We start from the raw sequence: 17,081 nt of genomic DNA on the forward strand, positions 1-17,081 counted from the left end.
AGCTTTAAAATCAACATTTGAGCGAATGAAACACCTTGATATAAATGAACTTATTAAATTTCATCTTGTCTTTGATGAGTTTGATTTAAAGCACTCATATTATGATGTTTTTGAAGCGATTGAGGCTGAAATTTTAAACAACTTCTTGGCCTTGATGCCAAAATTTTACTTCGAGTCCGATACAAACGATGCTATAAAATCTGCCCTCATAAAACTCGCACGAAGCGATAGAAAAAAATTTAGTGTAAATAAAATTTTGCCTCAAAGCCTAGCTAGCAAAGTCTACGCAAAGCTTTTTGAAAAGAATTTTTTACTGCTTGAAAAAAGTAGAGAAGTACTTCCAAAAAGATCAAAAAACCAAATGCTAAAAAAAGAGGAAAGGGGCTATAAAGTTGAGGATAAAATACATTTTAATAGCCATTTTTCAAGGTTTTGGTTTAGATTCATAGAGCCAAATTTAAGCTTGCTAAAAGCCGGTAAAAATGATGAAATTTTAGCCATTATAAAAAAAGAATTTGACGAATATGCAAGCCTTGGATTTGAAATTTTATGCGGTGAACTCATGGCAAAAAAATTTCTGATTAATGGCATATTTTTAAGTAGCTTTTGGAGCAGAAATATAGAGCTTGATATGCTATTAAATATAGGTGGCAAGATCATAGTCGGCGAGGCAAAATATAAAGAGAGAAAGGTTTGTAAAAATGTGCTAAATTTACTATTAAAAAAATGCGAAAAACTAAATATCAAGCCAGATATTATTGCTCTTTTTTCAAAGAGTGGATTTAGTAGCGAGCTAAGAAATTTAAAAGATGAAAGACTAAGGCTTTATGAAATTAGCGATTTTGAGGAACTTTTAAAATGAACGAACACGATATCCAAGCTGGCTTAAAAAGCCTGATAGAGCAGACTTATCTAATAGAAAACGAATATAAAAATTTAACATCATCTTATGCAAACTTGCAAAATTTCATTAAAGATATTGTAGAAATTCTGCCAAATGCTATCTGGGTATTAGATGAAAATGATGAGATCTTTTTACAAAATTCAGAAGCAGTAAGACTTGGTAAAATTTTTAAAGAGATACCAAAAAAAGAGGGCGAGATAAATGTAGATGGACAAATTTATCTTTTTAAAACAAGCTCTAAAGACAATAAACTAATAATCTCTGCAACAAACATAACAGTAGAAAAACGCACCGAGCGTCTTGCCTCTATGGGCCAAGTGGCAGCTCACCTAGCCCACGAGATCAGAAATCCGGTAGGCTCTATCTCGCTTTTAGCATCAACACTACTTAAAAGAGCTGATGAACGCACAAAGCCTATCGTAAATCAGATACAAAAAGCTACATGGCGAGTCGAACGCATAATCAAAGCTACTCTACTTTTTACAAAGGGCCTTAACATAAATGCACAAATTTTTGACTTTTCACAGCTTAAAAAAGAGTGCGAAGAGGCTATAAATTTTTACGACTATTCAAAGGATATTAAATTTAGCCTAGAATTTCCAGATGGCAAATATACGGGCGATCTTGATCTACTAGCCATCGTCTTTCAAAATATTTTATTTAACGCCATTGATGCCATCGAAGAGAGCGATGATGATGAAGGAGAGATTATTTTAAGCTACGAAAAAATACCAAGTGAACATAAATTTATCATTTACGATAGTGGCGAGCCTATCAAAGACAAAGCCATAGTCTTTGAGCCATTTAAAAGCAGCAAGCTAAAAGGAAACGGCCTTGGACTACACCTTTGCTTGCAGATCATAGAGGCTCACAAAGGCAGTATCGAGATCACACTAAATCCAAAAACATTTTGCATAAATTTACCAATAAAGGAGTAAGAATGAACATACAAAACGAACTTGAGGCTTTTAAAAAATCTCTTCAAACGCTTGATTTGAGAGAAATTTCAAACAATGGAGCAAAAAACGTTGCATTTATCTGTATTGATATGATAGAAGCATTTGCTGGCAGTGGCGCGCTCGCTAGCCAAAGAGTGGCCGCCTTATCAAATGGGATCGCGACACTCTTTGATAGAGCGTGGAGAGATTTTGGTTTTAGAAATTTTATCCTTATAGAAGATAGACACACCAGTGATTCAAAAGAATTTGAGAACTTTTTGCCACATGCCATACTTGATACAAATGAGATAAAAACCGTAAAAGAGATAGAAAATCTAAGCTTTTTTAAAGAGTTCAAGACATTTTATAAAAACTCTTTAAGCATCGCATTTAATAAAGAATTTGAGAAATTTTTAGAGCAAAACCCACAAATTGACACTTTTGTTATTACCGGAGATTGCACTGATATGTGCGTTTATCAGTGCGTTAGTTATCTTAAACTACGAGCCAATGAATATAATAAAAAATCAAGAGTTATCGTGCCGTTTGATCTTACGCAAACGTACGATATACCAGGACATAATGGCGATTTTTACCACGAGATGTTTTCTCTTCATATGAAGCTAGCACTTGGCGCTGATGTGGTAAAGAGTATTAATTTTTAAAGCTTGCTTGAAATATTTATGAGCCTATTTAGCTCGTCAAATTTAAAGCTAAGCTCGTATTTATCCGATACGATTTCATTAGGACTTTCGCTAAATTTCATATCACAGCTTAGCAAAAGTCCTTTTATAAAGATTTTGTGATCTAGCTCGTAGCTGCTTATACACTCATTTACTACGCTCAAAATCTCATTTGCTAGCACTGGCTCTTCAAAGACCACATCCGCTCTAAAAGCCACATACGCCGCTCCTCCCTCGTACTCTATCCTATAATAATTTTGCTCATCAAAAGCGGTGCAAAGAACCATACTAATCGTGTGACCATTAAAATTTTCATCTAGCTCAAATTGTGGCGTGCTAAATGCGCTAAGTCCAAATTTCTCGCCAAACTCACGTGCTTTATTTGCAAGCTTGAGCAACCGCTCATCAAAGCCATTTATATTTTCATAACCCCAAAGCCACGTATTTGACGAGAAGCTTTCAGAGCCGATAAACTGCATGTCAAACTCACGCCCATCAAAGTAAATTTTGCCACTATCAAAATCAACCTGCCAATTGCTACCTTCAACAAGTAGCTTAAATGCACGTTTTTGAAGTAATGTCGATTTGCCGACACATGCGCTAAAAAGCTCGCTCCAGTTACTTTTATCTACGCCAAGCTTATCTAAAAACATCGCTTCTCCGGGCACTAGCAAGCTATCGCTTGAAGTGCTTTTTCTTTAAAGCTGTCATTTACAACAAATTTTGTCTTATAGACAAAAATTTGAGCCGTATTTTCATTTTTTATCTTAATAACAAGACGTTTATCGTTGTTTGTGCCACTTTTTATATGTTCGTTATAACCAAGATTATAAAGGTTGGTAATCTTATCTTTGCTAAGCTCACTAAGGCATAAAAGTACCTCTAGTTCGGCATATTCTCTTGCTATTTGAGGCGTGCTAGCTTCTTCATTTTTAGAAAATTTAGAGTTTTGTTTTAGCTTTCTTGTCTTAAAGTCTAAATTTTGTGCATCTTCTAGGCTATAAACCTCGTTTAAATTTGTCCTTACAAATTGATCATCTTTTGTGATATTTATCCTAAAAGCATAAGGGAGGTCGCGTTTTGCTTCATCTTTTACTATATCTTCGATGTTGCCAAGCTCTCTTTCAAAGACTGCGATCTCGATATTTCCGTGAAAATCAAGCACATTTATAGTGCCCATTTTCTTGCCACTTTTGGTTATCCTTGTGCTAAAGTCCTCGATCTTACCAACGACTAAAATTTCAGCGCTTTGCGGCAAGCTCTCAAATTCTGAACTTAGAGTGTATTTTATCTTGTTGATCTCGTCTTTATAATCATCAAGCGGGTGGCCTGAGAGGTAGATACCAACGCTCTCTTGCTCAAATTTTAAAATTTGTTTGATGTCAAATTCGTCATTTATCGCGACAAAATTTATATTCACATCGTTCATGCTCTCATCTTCGCCAAACAAGCTCTCAACTGCATTTTTACGAATCTGAGCAGCACTTTTGCAAGCTTCTATGATATTTTCTACATTTTGCATAAGCATCTTGCGACTAAAGCCAAACTCATCAAAGCAACCAGCTTTTATGAGGCTTTCAAAGACCTTTTTATTGACCTTAAATGGATCGATCCTTGAGACAAAGTCATCCATACTCTTAAATTCGCCATTTGCTTCACGCTCAGTGATAATGTTTTCAATAGCCGCTCCGCCAACGCCTTTAATCGCACCAAGTCCAAAGATAATGCCGTCATGATCGCCATTTTTAACGACGCTAAATTCTTTAGTTGATTTATTGATAGATGGTGGCAAAGTGTCTATATTTATGCGTTTTATCTCATCGATATAGCGAACGATCTTATCGACATTGCTCTCTTCGCTTGTAAGAAGTGCGGCCATAAATTCAGCCGGATAGTAAGCCTTAAGATAAGCAGTTTGAAAGGTAACATAAGCGTAAGCTGCGGAGTGAGATTTATTAAAGCCATATCCCGCAAATTTTACAATTAGCTCGAAAAGATCGTCTGCTTTTTGTCCATTTAGCCCTTTTGCCTCAGCACCTTTTACAAACTCGCCCTTTAGCCTATCCATCTCTTCTTTGATCTTTTTACCCATCGCACGGCGTACAAGGTCCGCCCCGCCAAGGCTAAAGCCGCCTATGGCTTGAACGATTTGCATAACTTGCTCTTGATAGACGATGACGCCGTATGTTGGTGCAAGGATCGGCTCAAGCTCTTTAAATGAGTAGGTTATCTCTGCCTCGCCATGTTTTCTTTTGACGAAGTCATCGAGCATACCACTCTCCATCGGTCCTGGGCGGTAGAGCGCTAGCATCGCGACGATATCCTCGAAGCAGTCTGGACGCAAGCTAGTTCCTAGCTTTCTCATGCCCTCGCCCTCGATTTGGAAAATTCCTATCGCTTGGCCGCTTTGTATCATTTTATAAACATTAGAATCGTTTTTATCGATCTGCTCCCAAATGATATCCTTGCTAGTTCGTTGTTTTACTAGCTTTATGGCATTATCGATAACCGTTAGTGTTTTTAGTCCAAGAAAGTCAAATTTTATTAAATCCACATCCTCAAGATATTTAAGGCTATACTGCGTAACATATCGATCTTCTGGGCTGTTTGGCTGACGAAATAGCGGAGTTTTATTCCAAAGCTCCTCATTTGAGATAACAACACCTGCTGCGTGCTGGCCGGCGTTTCTATTTAGCCCCTCAAGATCAAGTGCAAATTTCCAAATTTTAGCTGCCTTTGGATTTTGACTTATTAGTTCAGCTATCTTTGGCTCTTTTTCATAAGCATCTTTTAGCGTAATGCCTAGTTCATCAGGTATTAACTTTGCCATCGCATCAGCTTCGGCGTAAGGCATATCACAAACCCTAGCAACGTCTCTAATGACACCTTTTGCGAGCAATTTACCAAAGGTAATAACGCCAGCAACGTTAAATTTTCCATATTTTTGCGTAACATAGTCAATTATCTCGCCGCGTCTACTTTGACAAAAATCCACGTCAATATCTGGCATGCTAACACGCTCTGGGTTTAGAAACCTCTCAAAAAGTAGGTTGTATGGAATTGGATCAAGGTCAGTGATCTTTAGTGAATAAGCGACCAAGCTACCAGCCGCAGAACCACGTCCTGGACCAACTGGCACACCTCTACTTTTAGCCTCATTTATGAAATCCCAAACGATCATCATGTAGCCTGGGAAATTCATTTTATTTATGATGCCAATCTCTATCTCAAGACGCTTTTTGTATTCGTCATGTAAATTTTCAGGGACAAATTTTAGCCTCTCTTCAAGACCTTTTCTACATTCATACTCAAAAAAAACAGCATCGTTTTTAAAGCTATATCTATTTTCTGGCTCTGGAAGTGTTAAATTTCTCTCTTTAGCATACTCAAGCGTAAATTTAAAATTTGGCGGAGTTGGGTTGCCAAGCTTGATCTCAAGATTGCACTTATCCACGATCTCTTGGGTGTTTTCTATCACTTCAGGGATATCTAAAAATAGCTCACTCATCTGCTCTTTGCTTTTTACAAAAAACTCATGGACGCTGTGGCGAAGTCGGTTTGGATCATCTAAAGTTTTGTTCATCGCGATACACATAAAAACCTCATGCGCGTCAGCTCGCTCTTTAAAAGTGTAGTGAGTATCGTTTGTGGCAATAACCTTTATGCCAGTCTCTTTGGCGATGCGTAAAATATCATCATCAATGCGTTTTTGATCGCCGATGCCGTGACGCATGATCTCAAGATAAAAGTCATCTCCAAAAATTTCTTTATACTCAAGCGCGATCTCTTTTGCTCTCTCGTAGCCTTTAGCGCCAAATTTGACGTTACGATCGCTTAAATTTAGATGCCAACTTACCTCGCCCTGCAAGCAAGCAGAGCTACAAACCAAGCCCTCGCTGTGCTCTTTTAAAATTTTTTTATTTATACGAGGATAGTAGTAAAAGCCCTCGATGTAGCTCATGGAGCTAAGATACATTAAATTTTTATAGCCAGTCTCATTTTTGGCGATTAGTATAAGGTGAAAGCGCTGCTTAGTACTCTTGTCATCAAGCTGCTCGCCATTATGAACGTAAGCTTCGATGCCAATTAGCGGTTTTATTCCCTCTTTTTTCATCGCCTTGTAAAAATCTATCGCTCCAAACATATTACCGTGATCTGTGATCGCCGCTGCTGTGTCGCCTCTATCATGAAGCACATGAGCTAGCTCTTTTATCTTGTTCGCTCCGTCAAGAAGGGAGTATTCGGTGTGTAAATGTAGGTGCGTAAAGTTAGATTTTTCACTCATTTTTTATCCTTTTTTAATGAGTGGATTTTACAAAATTTTGGCTAATAAGGTGCTTGATGAAAACTTAATGTGAGCTTTAAAATTTAAAGATTTTGTAGTTTGTGGCTAAGAACGAAGCGCGCTGCCATCTGACGCACTATGGTCTTGTAAATTTTAAAATTTTATGAACGAGTAATTTCGGCTCTGATTTTAGTGGCAAGCTTTGCGAGACTTAAAATCAGTAGTCAATTCTTGTGAGTGAGTGAAGTTTTAAAATTTGAAAATAGTAAATTTCTATTTTTGAAATCCCAACTTTAAATTTATAAACTCTTTTATTCAAAAGGGAGGCAAGGGGACTCAAGTTACGATCTGCTTACAGTTGCGAGCCTACGAAGCAAAGCCGTCTCCTTATCTCTCTTTGATCCTTCGATTCCCTCGAACGTTAGAGGTGCATGCAAATGTGCTAGTGCACTGCATGCGCTTTATCATCAGGCAAGTGTTGAATAAATTTTAAAATTTCATGAACGAGTAATTTCGGCTCTAAAATTTGAGTTAAGCGGTCAGTGAATCCAAAATTTAGTAGTCAATTCTTGCGAGTGAATGGAATTTTAAAATCTATAAAGTGAAAAAGAATTAGATCGCGGACTAAGCCGCAATCCATTATAGATAAACTGGGATATTTGTGTGTTCTAAGAAAAATCTTGAAGTGCCACCAAGCACCATTTCCATAAGACCATTTTCACCATATCTGCTAGCAACGATTAGATCAGCATTTCTATCAATAGCCGCTTTCAAAAGTGCTTCACCAGGTATCATCGTAGTAGCAATCACTTCAAAAGTGGCCGATATGCCATGAATTTTGAAGTACTCTTCAAGCTTTTTAAGATTTAGCTCAGCATTGTCGCCAAGACTTGCTTTTGAGGTAATGCACTGAACCTTTTTTGCCTTTTTTAAAAGATCGATCGAGCCTGTTAATGCCCTTGAGCTTTGTGTCGTACCAGTCCAGCTAACAAGGATATTATCAGCTTTAAACTCACGCATTTTTCTAGGGATTACAATCGCATTTTTACCGCTTTTTAGAACAGCTGACTCAAATGTGCCAGTGATCTTTCCATCAAGTGGCACAGCAGCCACCACTAGATCGCAAAATTTACTTTCTTGCTCAACTATGGCGCTTCTTTTGCCACTGTGAATCGTAAAATTTGCAGTGCAAACATCTTCAATGATTTCACTAGTTACTTTTATACCAAGCTCAGCACAAATTTTATTGAAAATTTTCTCATTCTCTTCATGCTCGACAGCTAGTTCAGATTTAGCTGATTTTAGAAATTCCTCAAAAAGCACTCCTCCACGAAGCGTCATTTTCATATTATAAACTACGCTTGGATCAAGCTGGCAAGTCATAATTTCCATATGTGTGTTAAACCACTGAGCAACCTTTAGGGCACCATAAATTCTTGGCTCGATATCGTCTCCAGCTCCTATTGGAAAAAGCAACTTTTTATATTTCATCATCTGTCCTTTAAAATTTATTCAACCAAAGAGAGCGAAATTTTATTTCCTTTTTGCTCGCTCACACATACTTTGACCTGATCGCCTACATTTAATGGAGTTTTTATCTTTGAGATATGAAGCAAGCCATCAATGCCATCTTTTAGCTCAATAAACACACCAAAATCAACCACGCTCTTTACAGTTCCTACAAACTCATCACCGATATTAAAATTTGGTTTTGAACGCTCTTTGTCGTGTTTAAACGGCTTTTTGCCAAATGAACGTCCATTGTCTTTTGAAGTGATAGAGATGATGTAATCTTTTGCGGCATCGACATTTTTCTTTGCTCCACCTGCGATTTTTACCTCGCCTTTTTCTCTATCAAGGTCGATTGAGACTTCAAATTTCTCAATGATCTCTTTTATGGTTTTTCCAGCTTGTCCGATGATGTCTACGATCTTGCTTGGATCGACACTAAATAGTTCAAGCTTTGGAAGCACATCTTCATTTATTTCTATATTTTTATCCGCTTCTGTCATCAAAGATAAGATATGCTCTCTACCACGTTTTGCTTGATAAAGCGCCTCTTTTAGCACTTCTAAACTAATGCCGCCAAGCTTAATATCCATCTGAAGTGCCGTGATACCATCGCTTGTGCCTGCTACTTTAAAGTCCATATCGCCGTCATGATCTTCAAGTCCCATGATATCTGTTAGCACTGCGTGTTTATCGCCTTCAAATATTAGTCCCATAGCGACACCTGCGACAAGTTTTAAAGTATTTACGCCAGCTGCCCTAAGTGCGAGCGAGCCACCGCAAACGCTAGCCATCGAGCTTGAGCCGTTGCTCTCTAAAATTTCTGAAACGACTCTTATTGTGTACGGTGATGCTAGATCAATGCTTGGCGCAAGGGCACGTTTGGCTAAATTTCCATGTCCAAGCTCGCGTCTACCAGGAGCTTTTAGTGGGCTTGCCTCACCTACGCTAAAGCCTGGGAAGTTGTAGTTAAACATAAATTTCTCTACAAAAGGTACTTTTTCAGTGAGGATGTCATACATTTGAGCGTCACTGTCAGTGCCAAGAGTAGTGACAACTAGGGCCTGCGTCTGTCCTCTTGTAAAGAGGCATGAGCCATGTGCATTTGGAAGCACATTTGTTTCGATACTAATAGGTCTAACCTCTTCAAGACCACGTCCATCAGCTCTTACGCCTTCATTTATTATCTGCTCTCTAACGATTTTCTTTTTATATTTGCCAAGGACATTTGTGATGACAGCCTCATCCCAGCCCTCTTTTTGAGCGACCTCATCGCTTGAAATTTGTTTTGCGATCTTGCTAAGCTCGCTCGCTCGCTCGCTTTTTGCCATTTGATTGATAGCATTTTTGACTTCAGCTTTATAAAATTTATCAATGTAAATAGCGATATTTTCATTTTCTATCTCAGGTTTTAGCTCAAGCGCAGCGTCCTCTTTTTTATGCTCTTTGAAAGCTTCTTCGTAAGCGCTGCTAGCTCTTAGTATCGCCTTACCAGCAAAATCAATCGCTTCAACCATCATATCTTCGCTAAATTCATTCATTAGCTGTTTTTGAGCCATGCTGTCACTTAAGCTCGGATCTATTATCGGCTCAATCGCAACCATTGGGATAAGCTGCGTAGTTTGCTGAGGTAAGCTTCTCATCTCGATCATCAAAAGCTCATCTTTTGTGCCAGCCACGTATAGATCTATCGCACTTTGTTTTAGTTCAGAGTTGCTTGGGTTGATCACAAATTTTTCATCTATATAACCAACTCTAACGCCACAAACTGGGCGATTTACAGGGATGTCGCTAAGATATAGTGCAACTGAGGCTGCATTTAGACTTACAACTTGTAAATCAACCTCAGGATCGGCTGAAAGTACCATTACAACTATTTGAGTTGGATATGCGTAACCTTTTGGAAAGAGCGGTCTAAGAGATCTATCGATGATGCGAGCTGTTAGCGTTTCAAAGTCGCCTGGCTTTGTCTCGCGCTTAACGTAACCACCTGGAATTTTACCAGCGGCGTAAGCTTTTTCGATGTACTGCACCGTTAGAGGTAAAAAATCCTCCTCAACTTGTGTGTCCTCTCTTGCAACAGTTGCTAAAACTACGGTATTTTTCACCCTTAAAAGTACCGCTCCGCTAGCTTGTTTTGCTACTTTATTAAGGTCAAAAATTTCAACCTGATTATTGACTTCTATACTATATTGCATTATTTTTATCTCCTTGTTGTTTTTGTAACGGTAAATAATAAGGGCTCTCTTCTAATATTGACATGATACGCTCACTCGTAGCTTCGATCTTTTTCTCGTAATACGAATCCACATCGATAAAATCAACGATCTTATTTATCGTGTAAATTTCATCGACCATATCATTTAAATTTGTAAAGACATCAGTAGCAATCACTGGCGTTGCGTATGAGATGGATTTTACCTTCACATCAAGCAACGTCTTTATGCAAATGAGTGCCGTCATACCAGTCTCGCACCCCTCATCGATTAGTAAAATATTTTTATCTTTTAGCTCTCCTATCAAATTTCCTTTTCGGTATTTATAAACGTTTTTTAAAATTTTTTCTTCATATTTTCTATGCGCTTCGCCGTAAATATAGTCATAGCTTATATTAAAAGCTTTTATAAGCTTATCATTTAATACTATATCTTCTGTCTCACTAACTATTGCAACGTCGCATTCGCTATTATTTGGCGCAGGTATTGGCTCGCTAAAGAGCATCTCGTAGCTTAAATTTAAACTTTTACAAACTGCATCTGTGAGTATAACTGACTCAAGCGACATACAAACAACTATCGTCTTTTTATCTACGAGCTCTTTTTTTGGCAAAATTTCAATTAGCTTGCTAGCTGCTTCTAATTGATCCTTAAATTTAGCCGTTATCATTTAGTTGGCACTCGATTTTGTACTGCTTTGTGAAAAGTCATAGTGCAAACCGCCCATTGGATAGAAATTTATCGTGAAATAAATACCATTTTTTCTAGTTGATGCTGAACCGTTTATTGTTGTTGTTGGCTCGACATCTTGTTGATAAATTATCCCGTAATTCCAGCATTTTCTTTGATGAAGCACGCCAACTCTCCAGCTTTTTGTGTAGCTTCGCTCAATATCATATTGCCAGCCGCCAATAAGACTATACTGATGAGGTAATTTTACTCCAAGACCACTTGTAAAATAGCTATCTTTTGTCGCACTATTTTTTATTTTGCTATCATTTTTCTTCATAGTATGAAGCATATTTAGCCAAAATAGATCATTTGTGTATGAAAATCCGCTTTGTACCTTTTTTAGCTCTTTGCTCTTGTGCGAATATTCAAGCTTATTATAAAGGTTTAAATTTTCAAATGGATATAGATAGATAGAATTTTTTAAATTCGAATATTCATCTTCTTTTGTGTAATATCCTTGAGAAATACTATGTTTTATAATCTTTCTACCATTAGAGTTAAAGAAATACTGAGTCAAATAACCAGAAATTTCTTCCTTACTCTGCTCTTGAGTCAAGAAATTTTCATATTCATTTAGATTTTTATCATAGATAAACTCATCATCCAAATTTCCTTTTCTATAGCCTGGCAGTAGGTATTCGGCCCCAAAATTTAGAGTGTGATAAAAGCTTTCATACGCTTTTGCAAGGTCAGTGTGAAGGGCAAATTTATGGTAATTATTTACAAAATTTGTATGCTTATCTTCTCTTTTATCATCAAATGAATTTATCTTATTCTCGTAATTTATTCTTGAAGCGTATAGATACTCATAAAATGAAAATGTTAAGCTATCATCAAGCAGTGGCACATGCACTGAAGCTGGAAGTGTAAATTCATACTGAGTCGCTCTAACGCCTATCTTTCTATCATATCTATGTGACTGAATATCAAGCGAGTATAAGATATTTGGCAAGACAATATCATCAGTAAATTTATGATACTGAAGCGATGGAAGCTCTTGAAGAGTGTCTTTGTTCTCATTTTTTGAGCCAATCTTTTCAGTATCTATATAGTATTTTGCATAAGTACCAAAATAATGATCGTCATTTGCGATGAAGTAGTTAAATTTAGAAGTTACAAGCGAATCATAATCATCATCCCTGCCCTTTAAATTTAAATAATCTATATCATTTAGCTTCGTTGCGTCTATCCAAATTCCCTCTTGTAAATCTGCTTCACTAAGGTATCTTATAAGCTTATCTCTTTCGTATTTTAGTCCGATACCTTTATGTGTTTTATTCTTTAGTTCAGCCTTATTTGAAGTCTCTCCTTTTTGCTTGGCTCGGTAGCTGCTTTTATCAGCAAATGAACCAAAGCTGATTTCGCCCCTTGAATCAGGCGACTCAGTAAATCTAAACGCACCATAAATTCCAGCACCCCTGTTTGTTCTGATCTGCGGATCAAGCTCAAAGTCCCACTCATTATAAGGTGCAAAATAAATCGGCTGCTTGTAATAAAAACCTTCAGATTTTCCGTATCCAAGCTCAGGCGGCAAAAGACCTGTTCTTCTTGTAGTATCTGTTGAAAAACCAAAATATGGCAAGTAAAAAACTGGTACATTGGCTATACGAAAGACTGGATTAAAAAGATGTAAAAATTTGCTTTGTTTATTTAGCATAGCTGAGCTTGAGGTGATGCTCCAGTCAGGATCTTGGACATTACAGCTTGAAACCATCGCTTTTTTTACTCTATAGTACTCACTGTCAGAGCTGCTCTCATCGCTTCTCATCCATACTTCCATGTCTTTATTCATCATAAAAAGCGATTCAAAAGCAGTATCATTATTTTTTAAATTTAGCTTTGCATAATTTGAGCGAGAGACTTCGCTCTTGCCCTTCATCATGTTGACGTTACCAAATAGCTCGATAACCGAATTATTTTGATCATACACAGCACAATCAGCCGTTACAAGATAATCTTGTGAATATACAACGACGTTTTTATTTGCCGTTACGATGCCTTTATCTTGCTTTACATCATCGGCCAAAAGCTGCACATCTTGCACAGCTGCACTTAGATTTAAAATACAAACCGGAACTAAAAATAAAATTTTACGCATTTATCACCACTGTTTTTGCTATTTTGTCTTGCCAAGTTTGCCTAGCTGGATTTGCAAATGCCCATGCAAAACCAAGATAAAAACAAGCTTCACTAACCAACCTAAAAATCGCTCTTACCAAGCTTGAAATAAAATTTGGTCTATCTAAAATTTCTACATTAATGCACATCGTCTTTGTTAGCATTTGTCCAAGACTCGCACCATAATACCAAACAAAAAATACATGATAAATAATCTTTAGTGCGACTATTTGCCAAAAGAAATTTAAGGTCAAATTTCTGGCTTCATCATAGCTCATAACCGACAAAAAAGCATCCCAGTAAATGATCAAAAACAAAGAAGAAACAATACATTCATCAATTGAGTAAGCTAGCACTCTTTTTGAAAATGGCGCTAGCGAAATTTCTTCTTTTTCAAGTTTTTCAACTATCTGCATACTCATTTTAATGCCTGCCAGGCAATATCTTTTCTATAATGTGCTCCATCAAATTTTACATTTTCGCAAAGCTCATAAGCTCTATCACGTGCCTCTTTTATACTCTTCGCAGTGGCCACGCAGACTAATACTCTGCCACCATCTGCATAAATTTCTCCATCTTGCTCACTAACACCAGCATAAGCGATGTGAGCATTTTTTACATCATTTAAAACTGAAATTTTAGCTTTTGGGCTGCTTTTATACGGATAGTCCTTACTAGCCATCACAACGCCAACTGCAAATTCATCTTTTAAGCTAATAGGCTTTAGCTCGCCCTTTGCAGCATTTAGTAAAATTTCGCTTAATTTTCCGTCAATTAACGGCATCAAGACCTCGCACTCAGGATCGCCAAATCTGACGTTAAACTCAAGTACATAAGGCTCATTTTTCACGATCATCAGTCCCACAAAAAGTACTCCACAAAATGGACTACCCTCGTTTTTCATCCCTTTTAAAGTTGGCTTTACAACCTCTTCTTCGACCCTTTTTATCAGCTCTTTTGAAGCAAGCGGACTTGGAGCATAAGCACCCATGCCACCAGTATTTGGACCTTCGTCGTTATCTAGCAAGCGTTTGTGGTCTTGTGCCACTGGCAAACTTACAAAATTTTCGCCGTCACAAATAGCAAAAAAGCTGAGCTCAAAGCCGTCCAAAAACTCTTCAACAACAACAAATTTACCAGCCTCGCCAAAGCTAGCTCCACTTAGCATGTCGCTAACTGCCTCTTTGGCCTCCTCTTTAGAGTTTGCGATTATAACGCCTTTTCCAGCACAAAGACCATCTGCCTTTACGACCATCGGCGCGCTTAAGGTATCAATAAATTTAAATGCCTTTTCTTTATCATCTGTGTTTAAATATCTTGCGGTTTTTATGTTATTTCTAGCCAAAAAGTCCTTCATATAGGCTTTGCTAGCTTCAAGTCTAGCAGCTGCTTTGCTTGGTCCAAAGATGAGCAAACCCTCTTTTTTAAAGATATCCACTACGCCTTCACTAAGCGGCGCTTCAGGTCCTACGATAGTTAGCTCGATACTATTTTTTTTAGCAAAATTTGCAAGTTCATAAAAGTCTTTTATGTTTAAATTCTCACCAAGGCGTGAGATCGCACCATTTCCTGGCGCAAAGTATAAATTTATATTTTTTTCGTTTTTTAGTTTTAGAGCAATGGCGTATTCGCGGCCGCCACTTCCTATTATGAGAATATTCATTTCATCTCCGTAAATTTAAAAAACCCGAGTGGGCGTCGCATAGAAGAGTGGCCCATAAACAAAGCCAATCTTGCAAATAGATGGATACCAAACGGTTGCAACTTCTCGCCTTTTCAGACTCAAACGAAGCCACATCACAAGGCACCCATACCTTTTCGCTAACAAAAAAGTGTTGGACCCCGTAAAATGCTGACTCGCTTCACTCAGGCAATAAAATTATATAAATTCTTTGCTTAAAGTAATGTTTTGGCAAGCGCGATACAGGCGTTTATATCTTGACTTTGGCTTACTATTGGCTCGGTAAATTTTAGCTCTTTTGCAGTTACCTTTCCAATGCTTACCACTTGATAACTCTCATCCCAGCCAAAATTACTAAGAAAATTTTTGACATTTAGCGGAGAAGCGAAGATCAAGATACTATTTTTTGGTGGTTTTAGCTCCATTTTGTAAGGATTTAAGACATTTTCATAGGCAACGATCGCTTTTATGTTTACGCCGCCATCTTGCAAAATTTCTAAGAAATTTGAAGCACTATCTTTACCTTTTAGATAAATAACCTTTTTACCTTTTAAAAGTGGCAAAATTTCTCTTGCAAAGTCATCTCCGTGAGCATTCTTTCCGGTATAAATTTCACTAAATCCAAACTCTCTTGCGGCTACCGCACAACTATTTGCGATGGCAAAAACTGGCAAATTTATAGCTTTTATATTGTTAAATTTTAATGCATTAAAAGCATTTTTAGAAGTAGCTACCAGCACGTCATAGTCACTTAAATTTAATTCAAATTTTAAAAACTCTATCTTGCTAACGCTTAAATTTACAACGCTCTCATCAGCCGTTTTTGTATTTGAAATAAGATAAATTTTACGCAACTCTTTTTAACCTAAAAAATGATATCAAAGCAAGTAATGTGCAAGCTAAAATAACAATAGAAGTCGAATAAAATATATCACCAAGCCCAACTAGCGGAGAGACGACTCCACCTAAGAAAAATGGGCAAAATCCAAGTATCGCTGAGGCTGATCCTGCGTATTCTCTACCTTCGTTCATAGCTAGCGATGAAGCAGTTGGCAAGACAAATCCTGTAAAAAGAAGCAATAAGAAAAATGCGATAATGACGCCGATCACTTCAATTTTAGAGCAAAGCATGAAAGCAATAAAAATGCTAGCAAACAAGGTGCCAAAAAGCCCGGTTTTTAGTGCTTTTCGCTCATTTAAAAGACTAGCAAGCCTTGCTCCTATAACAAGTCCTAAACCATTTGAAGCAAAGCAAAAGCTATAACTTACTGGACTTAAAGAATAAAATTCTTGAAAGATGAACGAAGATGACGCTATATAGGCAAACATCGCACCCATCGCAAATGTCTGAATGCTTACGAAAAGCATAAATTTTTTCTTTCTTAAAATTTTGCCAAAAACACTATAAGTCACTAGCAAAGGCATTTTTAAGCGATTTGACTGACTTAAGCTCTCTTTGAAATAAAAATTTGCGATAAAAAGCAAGATACCAATGATAGTAAGTGCCATAAAAATGCCACGCCAGTCGGTAAATTTAAGCAATAAACTACCGCCAATTGGCGAGAGTATCGGAGCAAGGCCATTTACAACCATCATAATACTAAAAAATTTAGTCATTTCATGGCCCTTATAAAGGTCGCTCACAACGGCTCTTGAGATGACTAAGCTGCCGGCACTTGCAAGCCCTTGAATAATTCTCATAAAGATAAAAAACTGGATATTTTGCGAGAAAAATATAAAAATAGTGCTTATCGTATAGACGATGAGCGAGATGGTAAGGGGCAGTTTTCGGCCAAATTTATCACTTATTGGGCCAACTATTAGCTGACCTATGGCTAAGCCTGCCATTGATGTCGTGATCGTTAATTGCGTAGCTGTAACACTTGTTTTAAACCACTCGGTAATAGCCGGAAGTGCTGGCAAATAAAGATCTGTAACAAATGGTCCAAAGGCAGAGAGAGCGCCTAAAAATAGCAATAAAAATAGCTTGGAATTTTCTTTTTTCATAGTTTTTT

13 protein-coding genes are annotated in these 17,081 nt (G+C 37.4%); 3 read left to right on the plus strand and 10 right to left on the minus strand.

The genetic code is table 11. From position 1 onward, the window contains the following. Positions 1–25: 25 nt before the first annotated feature. Genes F3H00_RS04710 through F3H00_RS04720 form a run of 3 tightly spaced genes read left to right on the plus strand, consistent with a single transcriptional unit; the run spans position 26 to position 2,507 of the window. The gene (locus F3H00_RS04710) at positions 26–862 is read left to right on the plus strand and encodes a DUF234 domain-containing protein (RefSeq protein ID WP_107824458.1); all 837 of its coding nucleotides are present in this window, start codon (positions 26–28) and stop codon (positions 860–862) included. Next, positions 859–1,842: a sensor histidine kinase gene (locus F3H00_RS04715; protein ID WP_148798792.1), complete on the plus strand. Its 984-nt coding sequence runs from the start codon at positions 859–861 to the stop codon at positions 1,840–1,842. Before F3H00_RS04710 ends, F3H00_RS04715 begins: the two co-directional genes overlap by 4 nt. 2 nt (positions 1,843–1,844) lie before the next feature. Beyond that, a complete protein-coding gene (locus F3H00_RS04720; RefSeq protein WP_148798790.1) occupies positions 1,845–2,507 on the plus strand; it encodes a cysteine hydrolase family protein in 663 nt (220 codons plus the stop codon). Here the strand turns inward: F3H00_RS04720 and F3H00_RS04725 are convergent. The 10 genes from F3H00_RS04725 to F3H00_RS04775 all read right to left on the minus strand — a co-directional run bounded on the left by F3H00_RS04725 (position 2,504) and on the right by F3H00_RS04775 (position 17,073). Continuing rightward, on the minus strand, positions 2,504–3,178 hold the full coding sequence (locus F3H00_RS04725) for a DUF6882 domain-containing protein (RefSeq protein ID WP_148798788.1): 675 nt from the start codon (positions 3,176–3,178) through the stop codon (positions 2,504–2,506). The two genes, F3H00_RS04720 and F3H00_RS04725, sit on opposite strands and share 4 nt — an antisense overlap. A 14-nt stretch (positions 3,179–3,192) precedes the next feature. Then, positions 3,193–6,810, minus strand: a complete 3,618-nt coding sequence (dnaE, locus tag F3H00_RS04730; RefSeq protein ID WP_148798786.1) for a DNA polymerase III subunit alpha — start codon at positions 6,808–6,810, stop codon at positions 3,193–3,195. A gap of 639 nt (positions 6,811–7,449) precedes the next feature. After that, positions 7,450–8,301, minus strand: a complete 852-nt coding sequence (locus tag F3H00_RS04740) for a universal stress protein (protein ID WP_021091781.1) — start codon at positions 8,299–8,301, stop codon at positions 7,450–7,452. A gap of 17 nt (positions 8,302–8,318) precedes the next feature. Beyond that, positions 8,319–10,517, minus strand: coding sequence for a polyribonucleotide nucleotidyltransferase (locus F3H00_RS04745; protein ID WP_149703731.1), 2,199 nt, complete (start codon positions 10,515–10,517; stop codon positions 8,319–8,321). Beyond that, positions 10,507–11,205, minus strand: coding sequence for a sodium:proton antiporter (locus F3H00_RS04750; RefSeq protein ID WP_148798782.1), 699 nt, complete (start codon positions 11,203–11,205; stop codon positions 10,507–10,509). Before F3H00_RS04750 ends, F3H00_RS04745 begins: the two co-directional genes overlap by 11 nt. Next, positions 11,206–13,365 carry an LPS-assembly protein LptD gene (locus F3H00_RS04755; RefSeq protein ID WP_148798780.1) on the minus strand — a complete coding sequence of 720 codons (2,160 nt, stop codon included), beginning with the start codon at positions 13,363–13,365 and terminating at the stop codon, positions 11,206–11,208. After that, positions 13,358–13,807 (minus strand): RDD family protein, encoded by a 450-nt coding sequence (locus F3H00_RS04760; protein WP_148798778.1) that lies wholly within the window; start codon positions 13,805–13,807, stop codon positions 13,358–13,360. Before F3H00_RS04760 ends, F3H00_RS04755 begins: the two co-directional genes overlap by 8 nt. Then, positions 13,804–15,048 carry a phosphoribosylamine--glycine ligase gene (purD, locus tag F3H00_RS04765; RefSeq protein WP_148798776.1) on the minus strand — a complete coding sequence of 415 codons (1,245 nt, stop codon included), beginning with the start codon at positions 15,046–15,048 and terminating at the stop codon, positions 13,804–13,806. The genes F3H00_RS04760 and purD overlap by 4 nt, the downstream gene beginning before the upstream one ends. Positions 15,049–15,281: 233 nt before the next feature. Beyond that, complete coding sequence (locus F3H00_RS04770; RefSeq protein WP_148798774.1) at positions 15,282–15,920, minus strand: uroporphyrinogen-III synthase; 639 nt, start codon at positions 15,918–15,920, stop codon at positions 15,282–15,284. After that, a complete protein-coding gene (locus F3H00_RS04775; RefSeq protein WP_148798772.1) occupies positions 15,913–17,073 on the minus strand; it encodes a multidrug effflux MFS transporter in 1,161 nt (386 codons plus the stop codon). The genes F3H00_RS04770 and F3H00_RS04775 overlap by 8 nt, the downstream gene beginning before the upstream one ends. Positions 17,074–17,081: the final 8 nt, after the last annotated feature.

It is taken from the genome of Campylobacter concisus (assembly GCF_902460845.1).
Lineage (GTDB): Bacteria > Campylobacterota > Campylobacteria > Campylobacterales > Campylobacteraceae > Campylobacter_A > Campylobacter_A concisus_X.